At 72.4% G+C, this 16,775-nt stretch carries 15 protein-coding genes; 3 read left to right on the top strand and 12 right to left on the bottom strand.

Going from position 1 to position 16,775, the window contains the following annotated elements:
- Window positions 1–30 precede the first annotated feature (30 nt).
- Together ACN27J_RS31160 and ftsY are read right to left on the bottom strand one after the other, a co-directional pair.
- On the bottom strand, window positions 31–861 hold the full coding sequence (locus ACN27J_RS31160; RefSeq protein WP_421371728.1) for a phosphotransferase: 831 nt from the start codon (window positions 859–861) through the stop codon (window positions 31–33).
- 6 nt (window positions 862–867) lie between these two features.
- The gene (ftsY, locus tag ACN27J_RS31155; RefSeq protein WP_421371727.1) at window positions 868–2,079 is read right to left on the bottom strand and encodes a signal recognition particle-docking protein FtsY; all 1,212 of its coding nucleotides are present in this window, start codon (window positions 2,077–2,079) and stop codon (window positions 868–870) included.
- Window positions 2,080–2,331: 252 nt separating this feature from the next.
- On the opposite strand from ftsY, the gene ACN27J_RS31150 reads away from it, so the two are divergent.
- Window positions 2,332–4,161 carry an alkaline phosphatase D family protein gene (locus ACN27J_RS31150; RefSeq protein ID WP_421371726.1) on the top strand — a complete coding sequence of 610 codons (1,830 nt, stop codon included), beginning with the start codon at window positions 2,332–2,334 and terminating at the stop codon, window positions 4,159–4,161.
- Here ACN27J_RS31150 and smc read toward each other — a convergent pair.
- On the bottom strand, window positions 4,094–7,774 hold the full coding sequence (smc, locus tag ACN27J_RS31145) for a chromosome segregation protein SMC (RefSeq protein ID WP_421371725.1): 3,681 nt from the start codon (window positions 7,772–7,774) through the stop codon (window positions 4,094–4,096). The two genes, ACN27J_RS31150 and smc, sit on opposite strands and share 68 nt — an antisense overlap.
- A 283-nt stretch (window positions 7,775–8,057) precedes the next feature.
- Window positions 8,058–8,252, bottom strand: coding sequence for a hypothetical protein (locus ACN27J_RS31140; RefSeq protein WP_123600485.1), 195 nt, complete (start codon window positions 8,250–8,252; stop codon window positions 8,058–8,060).
- A gap of 375 nt (window positions 8,253–8,627) precedes the next feature.
- Here ACN27J_RS31140 and ACN27J_RS31135 point away from each other — a divergent pair, with 375 nt between their 5' ends.
- Window positions 8,628–9,470 carry an IS5 family transposase gene (locus tag ACN27J_RS31135; RefSeq protein WP_421364797.1) on the top strand — a complete coding sequence of 281 codons (843 nt, stop codon included), beginning with the start codon at window positions 8,628–8,630 and terminating at the stop codon, window positions 9,468–9,470.
- Window positions 9,471–9,642: 172 nt separating this feature from the next.
- Entirely contained in the window at window positions 9,643–11,196 is a 1,554-nt protein-coding gene (locus ACN27J_RS31130; RefSeq protein ID WP_421371724.1) for a CAP domain-containing protein, read from the top strand.
- 11 nt (window positions 11,197–11,207) lie between these two features.
- Here ACN27J_RS31130 and mutM read toward each other — a convergent pair whose 3' ends face one another.
- The 8 genes from mutM to rsmD all read right to left on the bottom strand — a co-directional run bounded on the left by mutM (window position 11,208) and on the right by rsmD (window position 16,734).
- Window positions 11,208–12,062: a bifunctional DNA-formamidopyrimidine glycosylase/DNA-(apurinic or apyrimidinic site) lyase gene (gene mutM, locus ACN27J_RS31125; protein WP_421371723.1), complete on the bottom strand. Its 855-nt coding sequence runs from the start codon at window positions 12,060–12,062 to the stop codon at window positions 11,208–11,210.
- 41 nt (window positions 12,063–12,103) lie between these two features.
- Window positions 12,104–12,943, bottom strand: a complete 840-nt coding sequence (rnc, locus tag ACN27J_RS31120) for a ribonuclease III (RefSeq protein WP_421371722.1) — start codon at window positions 12,941–12,943, stop codon at window positions 12,104–12,106.
- Window positions 12,940–13,902 (bottom strand): phosphate acyltransferase PlsX, encoded by a 963-nt coding sequence (locus ACN27J_RS31115; RefSeq protein WP_421372637.1) that lies wholly within the window; start codon window positions 13,900–13,902, stop codon window positions 12,940–12,942. Before ACN27J_RS31115 ends, rnc begins: the two co-directional genes overlap by 4 nt.
- Before the next feature lie 133 nt (window positions 13,903–14,035).
- Window positions 14,036–14,209: a 50S ribosomal protein L32 gene (rpmF, locus tag ACN27J_RS31110; RefSeq protein ID WP_123600480.1), complete on the bottom strand. Its 174-nt coding sequence runs from the start codon at window positions 14,207–14,209 to the stop codon at window positions 14,036–14,038.
- 5 nt (window positions 14,210–14,214) lie between these two features.
- On the bottom strand, window positions 14,215–14,778 hold the full coding sequence (locus ACN27J_RS31105; RefSeq protein ID WP_421371721.1) for a YceD family protein: 564 nt from the start codon (window positions 14,776–14,778) through the stop codon (window positions 14,215–14,217).
- A gap of 163 nt (window positions 14,779–14,941) precedes the next feature.
- Window positions 14,942–15,439 carry a hypothetical protein gene (locus tag ACN27J_RS31100; RefSeq protein WP_123604406.1) on the bottom strand — a complete coding sequence of 166 codons (498 nt, stop codon included), beginning with the start codon at window positions 15,437–15,439 and terminating at the stop codon, window positions 14,942–14,944.
- 240 nt (window positions 15,440–15,679) lie between these two features.
- Entirely contained in the window at window positions 15,680–16,174 is a 495-nt protein-coding gene (coaD, locus tag ACN27J_RS31095; protein WP_278167761.1) for a pantetheine-phosphate adenylyltransferase, read from the bottom strand.
- Window positions 16,171–16,734, bottom strand: a complete 564-nt coding sequence (gene rsmD / locus ACN27J_RS31090) for a 16S rRNA (guanine(966)-N(2))-methyltransferase RsmD (RefSeq protein WP_421371720.1) — start codon at window positions 16,732–16,734, stop codon at window positions 16,171–16,173. The genes coaD and rsmD overlap by 4 nt, the downstream gene beginning before the upstream one ends.
- Window positions 16,735–16,775 lie beyond the last annotated feature (41 nt).

Raw genomic sequence — 16,775 nt, 5'->3', positions numbered from 1 at the left:
CGGGCCACTGCCGCCCCGGCCCGCTGCCGGTCAGCGCAACGCGTACTCCAGGATGTGCCGTTCGTAGTCGAGCAGCCGCAGGTCCCGCATCGGCCGGCGGAGATGGCCCTTGTGCACGATCCGGACGAACGCCGGATCTCCGGCGGCGGCCATCCGCCGGATCCCCTCCACATGGTCGACGACCCGCTTACGGATGGTCCGGACCAGCCGGTGCCGGTCGCGGGGGATCAGCCCGTACGCGTCGGCGAACAGCCGCAACCGGCGCGGCCGGTCCGGGTGCCGCCAGCCCAGCGTGTAGGAGTCCCGGTCGGAGAAGAGCGGCACCCAGGTCCACGCGGCGTACGCGACGTCGTAGATCCGCGCCCCCGGCGACGCCAGGTCGAAGTCGATCAGGGCAAGAGTGCCGTCCGGACGCCAGATCACGTTGTGTGGGGCCGCGTCATGGTGGCAGATCACCTCGGTGTCCGGCGGCGGCGGGCCGAACGAACGCCAAACCGCAGTGCGTGGCGGATTGAACCCGTACTGGGCGTCGTGGAACATCCGCAACATCGTCGCGACGGTGACCAGCGCCTCGTCGCTGACCCAGTGCGGCGCCAGCGGATACTCGCCGCACTCCCCCTCGACGTAGGAGAGGACCTCGCGGTTGCGTTCGTCCATGCCGAGGGCCCGGGGCGAACCGGTGAACCCGACGTACTCCAGATGCCGCAGCAGCGCGTGCACCGAGGGCGTCCACGGGCCGACGTTGCGCCGGACGGTGTCTCCGACCCGCACCACGGTGCTGACGTTGCCGCCACGCAGTGGGATCTCCTGCTGGGTCACGTACGGTCTCCCGAGACGTGGCTCCTGATTGCGGTACGTCACCCGAGGCTACGCATCCATTCCACGTGGATCGGCGCCCATCAGGGCGTCGACGAACTGCGCCGGATCGAACGGGGCGAGGTCGTCCGGACCTTCGCCGAGACCGACCAGTTTGACCGGAATGCCGAGTTTGCGCTGCACCGCGATGACGATACCGCCCTTGGCGGTGCCGTCGAGTTTGGTCAGCACCACCCCGGTCACCTCCACCGCCTCAGTGAACACCCGGGCCTGCTCCAACCCATTCTGCCCGGTGGTGGCGTCCAGCACGAGCAGTGTCTCGTGCACCGGACCATGCTTGCTCACCACCCGCTTGACCTTGCCGAGCTCGTCCATCAGACCGATCTTGTTCTGCAACCGGCCGGCGGTGTCGATCAGCACCGCGTCGACCTTGGTGTCGATGCCCCGCTTCACGGCGTCGAAGGCGACACTGGCCGGATCCGCGCCCTCCGGGCCCCGGACCACCTCGGCACCGACCCGGGAGGCCCAGGTGGTCAGCTGGTCGGCGGCGGCGGCCCGGAACGTGTCGGCCGCACCCAGCAGCACGGTACGGCCGTCGGCGACCAGCACCCGGGCGATCTTGCCGCAGGTAGTGGTCTTACCGGACCCGTTGACCCCGACCACCAGCACCACGCTCGGCTCGCCGCCGGTGTTCAGCCCCCGGTCGAGCTGCGGGTCCAGTGCGGCGACCAGCTCCTCGGTGAGCAGCGTCCGCAGCTCGGTGGCGCTGCGGGTGCCGAGCACCCGGGTACGCTCCCGCAGCCGGTCGACGATCTCCCGGGTCGGCTCGATGCCGACGTCCGCGGTGATCAGGCTCTCCTCGATCTCCTCCCAGACCTCCTCGTCCAGCCGGTCCCGGGAGAGCAGATTCAGCAGTCCCTTGCCGAGCAGGCCCTGCGACCGGGACAGCCGGGTCCGCAGCCGGACCAGCCGCCCGGCCGTGGGCTCCGGACGTTCCAGGGTCGGCGGGGCCGGCGCCACCGGCTCCGCGGGCGCCTGCTCCGGTTCGGCCGGTGGCGCGACCGGACGTTCCTCGACGGCTACGCCGGCCGGACGCTCGCCGTCGGCGTCGGCCGGTGGGCGCTCCTGCGGCTGCTCGCCGCCGAGCGGGGTCGGCGGTGCCGGCGGCAGCGGAGGCTGCCGGCGCAACCGGGGCACCACCAGCCCCAGACCGGCGAGCAGCAGCACACCGAGCAGGATCGCGGCGAGGACGAGGTAATCCATGCGGAAATCCTGACAGATGGCCGCGACCGCGTCCCGCCCACCGCACCCATCGGTGACACCCACCCCCCGGTACAGTGTCGCCGGCCGGCGACCGCACCCCCCGCCACCCGTGTCGCCGGACGGCGACCACACCCCCCAGGAACAGGTCGGGGAACTGGGTGACGGGCCTGCATGCGGGGTACAAAAGAGGCCGTCCCGCGTCCCTCGCGAAAGGTCGACCATGTCTGCACACCAGTTCGGCAGGGACCACCGGTGACCGACGGCACAACCGCCGGTGCGCCGGACCCGCAGCACCGGCCGGCGGCCGGCCCCAGGCTACTGATCGGGCCGTTGCTGCGGCGGGTGGTGGGCCGGCAGGCCACCATCTGGGTGGAGACCGACGGACCGGCGACGGTACGGGTCGCGGCGACGGGCACGGCGGGCGGCTCGGCCCGCACATTCAGCGCGTTCGGGCACCACTACGCGCTCGTGGTGGTCGACGGGCTGACCCCCGGCTCCAGCCACCGCTACGAGGTCTTCCTCGACGACCGGCGGGTCTGGCCGGAACCGGACTCGCCGTACCCGGGCAGTGTGATCCGGACCCGGCGGGCCGACGACGGCGCCCAGCCGGTGCGGTTGATCTTCGGCTCCTGCCGGGAGACCACCCAGCACTCCACCGCCCGGCGGTTGCCGCCGGACGCGCTCGACGCGTACGCCCGGCGGCTGGCCGGCCTGGACCCGGCCGGCGACGACTGGCCCGACCTGCTGCTCCTGCTCGGCGATCAGGTGTACGCCGACGAGACGTCGCCGGTGATCCGACGGTTCCTGCGGCGGCGGCGGCGACACCGTGGGCTGCCGCCCGGTGCCCCAGCCGACCAGGTGGTCAGCTTCCCCGAGTACACCCGGCTGTATCTGGAGTCGTGGCGGGACCCGGAGATCCGCTGGTTGCTGTCGACCGTGCCCAGCGTGATGATCTTCGACGACCACGAGGTGATCGACGACTGGAACACCTCGGCCGCCTGGCGGGCGCGGATGCGCGGCGAGCCCTGGTGGCCGGAGCGGATCAGCAGCGGACTCGCCTCCTACTGGGTCTACCAGCACCTGGGCAACCTTGCCCCGGACGAGGTCGCCGCCGACCCGGTGTTCCGGGCGGTCACCGCCGCCGACGACGCCACCGATGTGCTGCGCGAATTCGGCGCCCGGGTGGACGCCGAGGCGGACGTCGCGCACGACCCGCAGCGCTGGTCGCAGGTGCAGTACCAGTGGAGCTTCTCGCTGGACGTCGGCCGGACCCGGGTGATCGTGCTGGACAACCGGTGCAGCCGGGTACTGCGGCCGGGGGCACGCAGCATGCTGCCGGCCGGTGAGTGGGCCTGGTTCACCGACCGGGCCCACGGCCGCTACGACCATCTGGTGGTCGGCGCGTCGCTGCCCTGGCTGATGCCGCCCGGCATCCACCACCTCGAGTCGTGGAACGAACGGCTGGCCGAGTCGCCCCGGCGGTGGGTCGCGGCGGCGTCGGAGTGGTTGCGCCAGGCCCTGGATCTGGAGCACTGGGCCGCGTTCCGGCGCTCCTTCGACGACCTCGGGCAGTTGTTCGCCCGGGTCGGCGCGGGGCCGTCTGCCGCCGACGGGACGCAACCGGACCGGGTCGGCGCCGGGCCGGGCTATCCGCCGCCGGCCTCGATCAGCATGCTCTCCGGCGACGTGCACCACTCGTACGTGGCGCGGGCCGTGCTGCCTGGGCGGGTACACACCCCGGTGCACCAGCTCACCTGCTCACCGATCCACAACCAGGTGCCGGCGCTGATGCGGCCGTTGATGCGGTTGGGCTGGTGGCGAGGGCCGACGGCGGCGCTGCGGGCGCTGGCCCGCTCCGCCGGACTGCCAAGGCCGTCGGTGCGCTGGCGCAAGCTGGACGGCCCGTACTTCGGCAACGCGGTCAGTACGCTGCTGCACGACGGCGCGACGGCCGAGGTGACGCTGGAGGGCACGACGACCGACGGCGCGTTGCGTCAGGTGGCCCGCCGCCGGCTCACCGATTCGGCGGCGGCGCAGCCGACGCCGCAGCCTCCTCAGCAGGCTGCGAAACTTCCGCAGTAGGCCCCGGCGGCTCCGGCACACTCTGCGCCGCCGCTGACTCGTCGGCCGACTTGAGCCGCTGGCTGATCACCTGGGTCACACCGTTGCGCATGGTGACCCCGTACAGCGCGTCGGCGACCTCCATGGTCCGCTTCTGGTGGGTGATGATGATCAGCTGGCTGCGGTCCCGCAGCTGGGCCATCAGGGTGATCAACCGGCCGAGGTTGACGTCGTCCAGCGCCGCCTCCACCTCGTCCATGATGTAGAACGGGCTGGGCCGGGCCCGGAAGATGGCTACCAGCATGGCGACGGCGGTCAGCGACCGCTCCCCGCCGGACAGCAGCGACAGCCGCTTGATCTTCTTGCCCGGTGGCCGGGCCTCCACCTCCACCCCGGTGGTCAGCAGGTCGTCCGGATCGGTGAGCACCAGCCGCCCCTCGCCACCCGGGAACAGCACGGTGAACACCTGCTCGAACTCGCGGGCCGTGTCGGCGTACGCGCTGGAGAAGACCTCGAGGATCCGGTCGTCCACGTCCGCGACGACGGTGAGCAGGTCCTTGCGGGTCGCCTTCAGGTCCTCCAACTGGTCGGAGAGGAACTTGTAGCGCTCCTCCAGCGCGGCGAACTCCTCCAACGCCAGCGGGTTGACCTTGCCGAGCAGGGCCAGCTCCCGTTCCGCCTTCGCCGACCGCTTCTCCTGGGTGGCCCGGTCGAACGGCACCGGCTGCGGTTCCGGTTTGCCGTCGGCGGCGGCCGCCGCCAGTTGGGCCTGGGTGGGCGGCACCGGCTGGTGCGGGCCGTACTCGGCGAGCAGGGTCTCCACGTCCAGCGAGAAGTCCTCGGCCGCCTTCGCCTCCAGCTGCTCGATGCGCAGCCGCTGCTCGGCGCGGGCCACCTCGTCGCGGTGCACGGCGCTGGTCAGCCGCTCCAGCTCGGCCCCGAGCCGCTTTGCCGCTCCGCGTACCTCCTGCAGTTCGGCCTCCCGCGCGGCGCGGGCGCTGGCGATCTCGTCACGGGCGGCGGCCGCGTCGACCATCGAGTCGGCCAGCCGGGTCAGCGCGAACCGGGCCCCGGCGGTGACCGCGCGGGCGATCTGCGCGCCCCGGGCCCGGGCGGCCCGGCGGGCGGCGGCGCGTTCCCGCGCGGCCCGCTCGGCCGCCGCCTGCCGCAGCAGCGAGTCCGCCCGGCCGGCGATCGACGACACCCGCTCCTCGGCGGTACGGACGGCGAGTCGGACCTCCATCTCGTTCTGCCGGGCACCGGGCAGCATCGCGGCAAGGGAGTCCCGTTCGGCGGTCGACGGCTCCTCGTCGATCGGGGTCGCCTCGGCCAGCCGGAGCCGTTCCTCCAGCTCCTCCAGCGCGGTCAGGTCACGGTCCCGGGCCTCGGCGGCCTTGTCCCGGGAGGTTCCGAGCCGCTCCGCCTCGGCCCGTGCCGACCGGGCCGCGGCGCCGAGCTCGGCGAGCCGGCGGGCGGCGGCGTTACGCTGCCCCTCCGCCTGTCGCCGCTCGGCGGCCGCCTGCGCGACCTGCTCCTTGAGGCCAGCCGCCGCCTCCCGCGCGGTGTCGAGCTGCCCGCGCAGCTCGGCGACGGTGGCTTCGGCGGTGAGCCGGTTGCTGCGGGCCTCCTCGACCGCCGCCTGCACCTCGATGAAGCTGGGGGCCTTGGCGGACCCGCCGGCGGCGGCGTAGGTGCCGACGATGTCGCCGTCCGGGGTGACCGCCCGCAGCTGCGGATGGTCGGCGACGGCCGCGGTGGCCGCCGCGAGGTCGCCGACCAGGATCACGTCCCGCAGCGCCCGGTGCAGCGCCGGGCGAAGCTCATCGGGGCAGCTGACCGCGTCCGGTGCCCAGGTCGCCCCGGGCGGCATGGCCGGCCGCAGGGTGTCCGGCGAGCCGATCATCCCCGGCCCGGCGGGTCCGGCGACCAGCAGGCTGGCCCGACCGGAATCCTGAATCTTGAGCAGCCGCATCGCCTCGGCCGCCTCGTCGACGCCGGTGACCGCCACCGCGTCGGCGAGACCGCCCAACGCGGCGGCCAGCGCCGCCTCGTGTCCAGGCGCGACGGTGAGCAGGCCGGCCAGACTGCCCAGCAGGCCGGGCACCTGATCGGCCCGGGCCAGCAGCGCCCCGGCACCGTCGCCCCGGCGCAGCCCCATCGCCAGCGCGTCCTCCCGCGCCTGCCAGGTGGCGGCCTCCTTCTCGGCCCGTCGCTCGGCGTCGGACAGCTGCCGTACCTGCGCGGCGGCGGCGTCGTGCGCGGCGACCGCCTCGGCGTGCCGGGCGTCCAGGTCGGCGTTGTCCCGGTCGGCCTCGGTGGACAGTTCGGCGGCCGCGTCCAGGTCCTGCTGGGCCTGATCGGCGCGGGCCTGCGCGTCGGCGTGCGCGGCGGTGAGCCGGGAGATCTCGTCGGCGGCGCTGGAGGTGCGGGCCCGCGCCGAGTTGACCTGACCGGTCAGCCGGGCCAGCCCTTCCCGCCGGTCGGCGATCGCCTTGGCGGCGGCGACCAGCGCCCGCTCGGCCTGGGCCAGCTGCGCTTCCAGCTGCTGGCGGCCCTCCACCGCCTCGGCGAGGCGGATCTGGTCCTCGGTCAGTGCGGCCCGCAGCTCCTCCTCCTGCTCGCGGACCCGGTGCGCCTCGTCGGTGAGCTGGTCCGGGTCACGCCCGGGTCGCTCGTCGTCGGGCACGCCCGACAGGTGCCGCAGCCGTTCACCGGCCAGCTGCTCGGTCGAGCGGAAGCGTTCCTGCAGGGCGGCGAGCTTGTACCAGGTGTCCTGGGCGGCGGCGAGCAGCGGCGCGTCCTCGGCCAGCGCCGACTCCAGCTCGGCCAGCCGGGACTGCACCTCGGCGTGTTCGGACTCCACCTCGGTGCGACGCTGCCGCAGCGCCGTCTCGTCGGCGATCTCCTTGTCGAGGGTGGTCCGCAGGGTGGTCAGGTCGTCGGCGAGCAGCCGCAGCCGGGCGTCGCGCAGGTCGGCCTGGATCCCGGCGGCCCGGCGGGCCACCTCGGCCTGCCGGCCCAGCGGTTTGAGCTGGCGGCGCAGTTCGCCGGTCAGGTCGGTCAGCCGGTCCAGGTTGGTCTGCATCGCGGTCAGCTTGCGCAGCGCCTTTTCCTTGCGCTTGCGGTGCTTGAGCACCCCGGCGGCCTCTTCGATGAAGGCCCGCCGGTCCTCCGGCTTGGCGTGCAGTACGGCGTCGAGCTGGCCCTGGCCGACGATGACGTGCATCTCCCGGCCGATGCCGGAGTCGGAGAGCAGTTCCTGGATGTCGAGCAGCCGGCAGTGGTTGCCGTTGATCTCGTACTCGCTCTCACCGGAGCGGAACATCCGGCGGGTGATCGACACCTCGGTGTACTCGATCGGCAACGCACCGTCGGTGTTGTCGATGGTCAACGTGACCTCGGCCCGGCCCAGCGGGGCCCGGCCGGCGGTGCCGGCGAAGATGACGTCCTCCATCTTGCCGCCCCGCAACGCCTTCGCGCCCTGCTCGCCGAGGACCCAGGCGATGGCGTCGACGACGTTGGACTTGCCGGAGCCGTTCGGGCCGACCACGCAGGTGATCCCGGGCTCCAGCTTCAGGGTGGTGGCGGAGGCGAAGGACTTGAAGCCCTTCACCGTCAGACTTTTGAGATGCACGGTCCGATTCCTCGTCCGACGGGTCGCCGTGCGGCCGTCAGTGCTGGTCAGTACGGCACAGGCTAACCCGTCGGTCGGACGGTCACCGGATCCGACGCGGCTGGGGCGCCGTGACCGGGGCCCGGACGGGGCCGCAGACGGACGGGACGTGAGCGGGGCCACGGACGGGGCCGGACAAAAAGCTGCGCGCCGGCACTTGAGTGTCGGCGCGCGGGGTGCGTGCGATCAGCGGTACGTACGGTCACTGGCGGCGGGCGCCGGCCTGCACCGGCGCCCGTGGAGATCAGGTGAGCGCAGGCTCGGGGATCCGCAGCAGGTCGTCGCTTTCGGCGACCGCCGCGGCGAGCCGGTCGTTCTCCGCCCGCAGTCGGGTGATCTCGAACTCCAGTGCCTGTACCGTGGCACGCAATCGGGTGACCTCGTCGAGCAGGCGCCGGTCGGGTGCTGCACCAACGTGGCCGTAGAGGGCCTTCGCCATTTCGTCTCCTTGTAATGCGCTGCCGGAAAGGCCGGCCAACGCGCGCCCGTGAACCCTCGTGTCGGTCAACCCCCGGGCATGCGGGGGCGCGACTGGGCGCGACTGGCGACACCCCCATGGTCCGCCGAAGTCGCCGCTTCGTCAAGTTCCACCAGACGAGGATCCCCACCTCCTCCACCGAATCTATCGCCCAAAAGGTACGAAGAGCGGCGGTTTAGCGGCACAGATCACAGTGTCAACGGCAGAACCTCAGCCGGACAGTTGTCCGCCTTAGCGGTCGCGCGTAATGGTGGGTTGATCGGCGCGCCTGAACGGATGCAGGCACAGAACTAGTGATCATGAAGTTGCTGACGCTCCGTGATCACGGGAGGTTCTGTGCCTGCCATCCCAGCATGGCTGATCGAGCCGTTGTGGGTCCAGTTCGCCGCGCTGCTACCCGATCGGCCGACCTACCAACCGACACACCCGTTGGGCTGTCACCGTAGACGGGTCGATGACCGCATCGTGTTCGACAAGCTGGTTCAGGTGTTGCGGTTCGGCTGCTCCTACGAGGCGATCGCCGATGCCACCTGTTCGGCCACCACGATCCGCGGCCGCCGTGACGAATGGATCCGCCTCGGGGTGTTCGCCCAGCTCAAGCAGATCGCCGTGGACGCCTACGACCGGCTCGTCGGCTTGGTCTTGAGTGACATCGCCGTAGACGGCTGCATCACCAAGGCTCCCGGCGGCGGTGACTGCGCCGGACGGTCCCCCGTCGATCGGGGCAAGCAGGGCATGAAACGCTCCACGATGGTCGACGGCTACGGCATTCCCCTCGGCCGGGTCCTGGCCGGCGCGAACCGACACGACTCGCCCCTGCTGGCACCCACCCTCGATCACCTCGACGACCTCGGCCCACTACCGCCGACCATCACGGTGCACCTTGACGCCGGCTACGACTCCGCCACCACCCGAACGCTGCTGGCCGAACGCGGCCTGACCGGCGAGATCGCCCACAAGGGCGACAAGGCACCCATCCAGGCGAGCCAACGGTGGCACGTTGAACGGACGAACAGCTGGCACAACGCGTTCAACCGGCTGCAACGCTGCTACGAACGAACAGAGAAGGTCATCGACGCGTACTTCGACCTCGCCGACGCGATCATCACCGTCCGCAGCCTCACCCGACGCGCATGGACCCTCTACCGATGGGACAACCGCCCCACCCGCCGCCGATGACCACCAACCATTCCGCGCGGCCTCTTATCTCTTCCTTAGCGGGATCGCCGGTTTGTCTTAGCGGCGTTGCCGGGCGCGGCCGGACGCCTTAGCGTCGCACCCGGCACAGCGCCCCCCGGTCCCACCGGACGCGGCCCGCTGGGCCGACCACCCACCTGCGGAGGCAACGACCTTGTACCGGCGCAACGACCGGGTCGATGGATCCATCCCCGGCGATCCGACGCCGCCCGCCGGCCACACCGCATCCGGTGATACCGGCTGGGACACCGACCGGTTCGGGCAGAGTTCCTGGCGTGACCACCTCGACGCCGGCTGGCGACCCGGCCCTTCGTCGGCCGACGACTACTCCGGCCCGGCGACGGCCGACGACTACCCGACCGCCGGCCGGTTCCCCGGCGACGGCGGTTACGACCTCGGCAGTTACGGCGGCGGCGGTCACCCAGCGTACGGAGCGGACCGCCACGGGCACCTGTCGTACGACGGGCACCCGGCGTACGACGGCGTGGACCACGGCGACTACCCCGCCGACCCGACCGGGCAGCTCCCCGGCGGGGCGGAATACCACCCGCAGCCGTACGGCCGCCCCACCGACGACGGGTACGACACCCACTTGATCGCCCGCCCGGACGGACCGGGGTACGCCGACGGACCGGGGTACGCCGTCGCTCCGCACGGATACGACGGGACCGGCAGCGACGCCCCGCACGACGAGACCGGGACGCACCGGTACGGCGTGCTGCGGGAACTGGCCGACGGGCCCGGCGACGTCAACGGCTGGCCCGGTGGGGACGACGGCTGGGCCAGCGGCGACGATCGCTGGACCGACGACGACCGGGGGTCGCGTGAGGACCCGACCGACACCGGGTCGCTGACCCGCGTCGCCCGTCGGCGGCGGTCCGACGCGCGCGACGGCTCCGACCCGGAGGTTGCCGACGGCCGACGGCGCCGGCTCGCCGTCGGGCCGGTCACCCTGGCCACGCTGGTCGTCGTGCTGCTGGTGGCGATCGGTGGCGGCGGCGCGATGCTGCGCGCCGGGTTCGGCGACGACTCAACCGATGGCACCGACGACACCGTCGTGGCAACGGATGTCGATTCGGTCACCGATCCACTCACCGAACAGTCCGCTGGTACGGAGGATCCGCAGATCGGCGAGCCGGAGGTGCTCGACGCCGAACTCGGTGCCGCCCCGACCCCGGCTGCGAGCCCCGCACCGCCACCGCCGACCTCGGCTGCCCCGAGCCCACGCCGTAGCACCGCCGCCCCGGAAAGCTCCCGGCCGCAGCGCACCACCGCCGCTCCGGCGAAGACCAGCGCCGCGCCGCAGCAGACCGCCACCGGGGACACCAGCCAGCAGCAGCAGGTCCTGGTGCTGGTCAACGCGGCGCGCGACGACAACGGGTGCGGCGCGGTGACAATCAACGACCAGTTGGCCGAGGCGGCCCGGCTGCACAGCGAGGACCAGGCGACCAACAACGAAATGTCGCACGAAGGCAGCGACGGCAGCGACCCGTGGGAACGCGCCAAGCGAGCCGGCTACGAGCAGGCGATCGGCGAGAACGTGGCGGCCGGCTACCCCACCGCCGAGGCGGTCATGGAGGGCTGGATGAACAGCCCGGGTCACCGGGCCAACATCCTCAACTGCGACGCGGTCGCCATGGGGGTCGGCACGGCCACCTCGTCGAACGGGACCCTCTACTGGACGCAGATGTTCGGGTCGGAGCGCTGAGCTGACGTCGGTCAGCGGCGGACGGCCCGCGGCCTAGGTTGGCAGCGCGGGCAGCTGAACGACGACCGGTTCATGAACGACTCCCGGCGGATCAGCGCCCCGCACCGGGCGCAGGGCTGATCCTCCCGCCCGTACACGTTGAGTGACCGGTCGAAGTAGCCGCTCTCGCCGTTGACGTTGACATAGAGCGCGTCGAAACTGGTGCCGCCCTCGGTGACCGCCGCCCGCAGCACGTCCCGTACGTGTGCCAGCAGCCTGGTGACCGTCGCAGCCGGCAGCCGATCGGTCGGTCGGGTGCCGTGCAGGCCGGCCCGCCACAGCGCCTCGTCGGCGTAGATGTTGCCGATCCCGGAGATCAGCGACTGGTCAAGCAGGGCCCGCTTGATCTCGGTGCGACGTCGGCGTACCGCCGCGACGAACGCGGTGTCGGAGAAGTCCGGGTCGAGCGGATCCCGGGCGATGTGCGCGATCTCGGCCGGTAACTCGGCGCCACCGGCCGAGACGGCGAGCCCGCCGAACGTCCGCTGGTCGACGAAGCGCAGCTGCGGGTCGCCGTCGACGAACCGGAAGCGGACCCGCAGGTGCGTCTCGTCCGGGGCGTGGGCCGGCTGCAGCAGCAGCTGTCCGGACATGCCGAGATGGCCGACCACCGCGTCGCCGCTGTCCAGCGGCAGCCACAGGTACTTGCCACGGCGGCGTACGTCGATGATCTGCCGGCCGGCGAGTACGGCGGCGAAGTGCACCGGGCCGGGCAGGTGCCGGCGGATCGTCCGGGGATGGCGCACCTCCACGGTGTCCAGCCGCCGGCCGATCACCCAGCCGGCCAGCCCTTGCCGGACCGTCTCGACCTCGGGCAGCTCTGGCATGACAGGCCTTTCTCCGACCGGTGCCGGTGGTGTTCTCGTGCTCAGGCCTGGGCGGGCGGGCCGGCCGGCGGCCCGGCAGCGACCCCGTCCGGCGGACCGGCGTCGGCGTCGGAAGCCGGACCCGGCTGGTCGACGGCCGCCGCGGTGCCGGCGGCTGCGGTGGAGTCCACCATCTGCGCGGAGAGGGTACGCCACGCGGCTTCGGCGGCCCGCTGCTCGGCCTCCTTCTTGCTGCGGCCTTCGGCCCCGCCGTAGCGCTGCCCGGCGACCACCACCCAGGCGGTGAAGGTCTTCGCGTGGTCCGGACCGGCGTCGTCGATGCGGTACTCGGGCACGCCCAGCCCGAGCGTCGCGGTCAGCTCCTGCAGGCTGGTCTTCCAGTCCAGCCCGGCGCCCCGGCTCGCGGAGTCCGCCATCAACGGGTCGAACAGCCGGCGGATCACGATCGACGCGGTGTCCAGCCCGTACTGCAGGTAGATCGCGCCGAGGAGCGCCTCCAGGGTGTCGGCCAGGATGCTCGCCTTGTCCCGCCCGCCGGTGCTCTCCTCCCCCTTGCCGAGCAGCAGGTACGGGCCGAGCCCCTGCGGGCCGAGGGCCCGGGCCACTTCGGCGAGCGCCCGCATGTTGACCACGCTGGCCCGCAGCTTGGCCAGTTGCCCTTCCGGCAGGTCGGGGTGGCTGTGGAACAGCGCCGAGGTGATCACCACACCGAGCACCGAGTCGCCGAGGAACTCCAACCGCTCGTTGGTGGGCAGGCCGCCGTTCTCGTACGCGTACGACCGGTGGGTCAACGCCCGTTCCAGCAGGTCCGGTTCGAACGCCACACCGAACGCGGCCTCCAGGTGCGCAACCGGCGGACGACGGGACTGGTTGTTACTCATGGCGATACCTCGTCCTGTTCTGCGATCAGCCGGGTGATGTCGTCGAGCATCCGGGCGACAGTCGAGGTCACCCGGCCACGGTGCAGTCCGGCGGCGAGGGTGATACCGGTGGCGATGTCGGCGCCGGTGGCGGCACCGTGGCAGACGACCACCGTCCCGGCGACGCCGAGCAGGGCCGCCGCCCGGGGCGCGACCCGGCCCGGTTCCGGGCCGCCGGCCATCGCGTACGCACCTTCGATGCCTTTGAGCAGTACGTTCCCGGTGAAGCCGTCGGTGACCACCACGTCGAGGCCGTCACCGAGCGTGACGTCGTGTCCTTCGACCAGGCCGACGTACCGGCCGTCGGCGGGCAGGGTGAGGCTCCGCAGCAGGGTGTCGGCGGTACGCCGGACCCGGTCGCCCTTGCCTGGCTCGGCACCGATCGAGAGCAGTCCGACCCGGGGCCGGTCCAGGCCGAGCCGCACGGCACCGTACGCGGCGCCGAACAGGGCGTGCTGGGTCAGGGTGGCCGGGCGCGCCTCTACCGTGGCGCCGACGTCGAGCAGCACCACCGGGCCGGCGACCGCCGGGAGGGTGGCGACCAGGGCGGGCCGGCGTACGGTCGGCCACCGGCCGAGGCCGAGCGCGGCAGCGGTGACGATCGCGCCGCTGGACCCGGCGGAGATGAACGCGTCGGCCGCGCCGTCGGCGACCGCGGCCATGGCGGCCCGGATCGAGCCGTCGGCCCGGCCGGTGTCGGGCCCTGCGGCGGTACCGGCCGCCGACCCGCCAGTCGCGCCTGTCGGGCGTACCGTGATCCGCCGGCGCTGGTCGTCGGGCAGCGCGGCGCGAACGTCGTCCGCCGCGTCCGGCGGGCCGACGAGCAGGAGCTGGAGATCGGGATCGGCGCGGCAGGCGCGCAGAGCGCCGTCAACCACGACGGCGGGTGCCCCATCCCCGCCGAGGAGGTCGACGGCGATCCGCGAGGTGCCGGTCCCGGAGTCAGCGCCGGCCGGTGCCGACCGACCGGCCGGCTCCTGGGACGAGGCACCCGGCGTTCGCCGGGAGGTCCGCGCCGCCCGGTCGGAGACCGGCGGCGTCACGACGACCGGATCAGACCTCGATGACCTGGCGGCCGTTGTAGGTGCCGCAGACGGTGCACGCGGTGTGCGGCAGCTTCGCGGACTTGCACTGCGGGCACTCGACGGTCACCACCGGCGTGGTCTTCCACTGGGACCGGCGGGAACGGGTGTTGCTGCGGGACATCCGGCGCTTGGGAACGGCCACGGCTCTTACTCCTCTTGGCGGGTCAGTTGCGACAGGCCGGCCCACCTCGGGTCGACCTGTTGGTGGTTGTGGTCGTCCGGCAGCTCGTCCCAGTGCACCCCGCAGTCGGGGCACAGCCCAGGGCAGTCGCTGCGGCACAGCGGGGTGGTCGGCAGTGCAAGCACCACCGCGTCCCGCAGTGCCGGCTCCAGGTCGATCAGATCGCCCTGCAACCGGCCCACCTCGTCGATGTCGGTCGTCTCGTCCGTGGTGCTGTTCTCGTACGCGTACAGCTCCTGGATCGGGACGGTCAGCGACTCGCTGATCGGGCGCAGGCAACGCCCGCACTCGCCGGAGATCGGCCCGGAGACCGTCCCGGAGACGAGCACCCCTTCGGAGACCGACTCGAGCCGCAGATCGAGGCTCAGGTCGGCACCTTCGGGTACGCCGTTCAGCTCCAGCCCGAGGTCCGCCGGCGCGGGCACCACCCGGCTCACCGTACGCAACGCGCCAGGGCGACGCGGCAGTTCCCGGGTGTCGAGAACCAGCGGCGACCTGGGGTTGAGTGTCTTCGACGAGTGATTGCGCATAGTTGGACTCCGGCCTGGTAGAGGCCGACAAAGTAGGTTACCCGAGCAGCGGCGACGGCGTCGAACCGGGGCACCGGTCGGCCAGGCGGGCGACGGCGGGTCAGCAGGGCGAGCGGTCGGTCAGGGGCGGTCGGTCAGTCAGCGGGACGGCGCCCGCGGTCGGTCAGAACGGCAGCGGGCGTTCGTTCTCCTCACCTGAGAAGGTACCGATCTCCCGCAGCGCGTGCATCTTGTCCCGGCCACGCTCTATCGAGGCAAGCGCCCGGGTGAGGAACTGCTCGAAGTTGGCCAGCGCGGTGTCGACGTAGTCGTCGACCTCGGCGCGCAGCCGCTGCGCCTCGGCGCGGGCCTCGGCGACGATCCGGGCACCCTCGTGCTCGGCGGAGACGGTGATCTCGTTCACCGACACCAGCCGGGCGTGCTCGGCCTCGCCCTCACTGATGATCCGGTCCGCCTCGCGCTTGCCGGCGTCCATGATCTTGTCGCGTTCCTCCAGCAGCGCCGCCGCCCGGCGCAGGTCGGCGGGGAGCTCGGCCCGGAACTGGTCCAGGACGCCGATCATCTCGGCCCGGTCGATCATGCAGTTGTTCCGGGACATCGGCACGGCCCGCGCGGTCTCCACCATCGCGATGATCTCGTCGATGCGGTCGAATGGATCCACCGGCATCTCACTCCCTGTTGTCGGAGGGTCGACCCACCATGATGGCAAGGCCGGGCCAGAACGTCATCATCCCAACTGCCGGACCGGTCGGCGCTCCATCATGATGCGACCCCGGACGACATGTGGTCCATCCCACCCCGGGTCCGGCGCGTCGCGACACGCCGGGCGGTTCATCGCGGCTCGGCCGGCCCGTTCACAGCGGCTCGGCCGGCCCGCCCGGAACTGCCGGACCGGCCCGGTTCACACCTGCTGGGTCGGTGGCGCGGTGACCCGGGCGAGCAGCCGGTCGTGGACCGCCTCGGGCAGGTGCGCCGAGACGTCACCGCCCCACTTGGCGACCTCCTTGACCAGACTGGAGGAGAGGAACGAGTAGAGCGGGTTGGTCGGCATGAACAGCGTCTCCACCCCGGCCAGGCCGATGTTCATCTGCGCCATCTGCAGTTCGTAGTCGAAGTCGCTGACCGCCCGCAGGCCCTTGACCACGACGGCCGCCTCCTGGGCGCGGCAGAAGTCCACCAGCAGGCCGCGGAACGACGCAACCCGAACGTTGCGGTACGACCCGGTCACTTCGCGGAGCATCGATATCCGCTCGTCGATGGTGAACAGGCCAGCCTTGGACTGGTTGATCAGGACACCCACGATGACCTCGTCGAACAGCCGGCTGGCCCGGCCGATGATGTCGAGATGTCCGTTGGTGACCGGGTCGAAAGAGCCGGGGCACACCGCTCGTCTCATGATCGCCGACCGTACCAAAGCATGGTCTCGCCGTAACGCCGCCCGCGCTCGGCAGTGACGCCTTCCACCCAGGTCAACGCCGGTCCCCGGGCGGACCGCTCGATCACCACGACGGCGTCCGGGGCGAGCCAGCCGCCGGCGACGAGGCTGTCCAGGACGGTCCGGAGTTCGGCGTCGGTCACCGCGTACGGCGGGTCGGCGAAGACCACGTCGTAGCCGCCGCCATCCGGTGGCGTGGCCAGCGCGGTCGCGACCTTGGCGGTGATCAGCCGGGCGTCGGCGCCGGCTCCCAGCGCGGCGATGTTCGCCCGGACGGTACGGGCTGCCCGCGCGTCGGACTCGACCAGCAGTACGTGGTCGGCGCCCCGGGACAGCGCCTCCAGACCCACCGCGCCGCTGCCCGCGTAGAAGTCGGCGAACCGCGCCCCGACCAGATCGGTCATCGTCCCGAGGGTGCTGAACAGCGCCTCGCGGACCCGGTCGGAGGTGGGCCGGGTGTTCGCGCCGGGCGGCGTGGCGATCCGCCGGCCGCCGAGCCGGCCGGAGATGATCCGGGTCATCGGCGACGTGCCCCCACGGCAGCCGGTGCACTCATGCCCGG

The organism is Solwaraspora sp. WMMB762 (assembly GCF_049179115.1).
Classification (GTDB): domain Bacteria; phylum Actinomycetota; class Actinomycetes; order Mycobacteriales; family Micromonosporaceae; genus Micromonospora_E.
This window is presented reverse-complemented; position numbering and strand designations above follow the sequence as displayed.

Excerpts from the sequence above, each read along its gene's own strand:
- ftsY (WP_421371727.1), bottom strand. The coding sequence starts at position 2,079 with ATGGATTACCTCGTCCTCGCCGCGATCCTGCTCGGTGTGCTGCTGCTC.
- rnc (WP_421371722.1), bottom strand. The coding sequence starts at position 12,943 with ATGAGTAACAACCAGTCCCGTCGTCCGCCGGTTGCGCACCTGGAGGCC.
- ACN27J_RS31140 (WP_123600485.1), bottom strand. The coding sequence starts at position 8,252 with ATGGCGAAGGCCCTCTACGGCCACGTTGGTGCAGCACCCGACCGGCGC.
- ACN27J_RS31105 (WP_421371721.1), bottom strand. The coding sequence starts at position 14,778 with ATGCGCAATCACTCGTCGAAGACACTCAACCCCAGGTCGCCGCTGGTT.
- rsmD (WP_421371720.1), bottom strand. The coding sequence starts at position 16,734 with ATGACCCGGATCATCTCCGGCCGGCTCGGCGGCCGGCGGATCGCCACG.
- mutM (WP_421371723.1), bottom strand. The coding sequence starts at position 12,062 with ATGCCAGAGCTGCCCGAGGTCGAGACGGTCCGGCAAGGGCTGGCCGGC.
- coaD (WP_278167761.1), bottom strand. The coding sequence starts at position 16,174 with ATGAGACGAGCGGTGTGCCCCGGCTCTTTCGACCCGGTCACCAACGGA.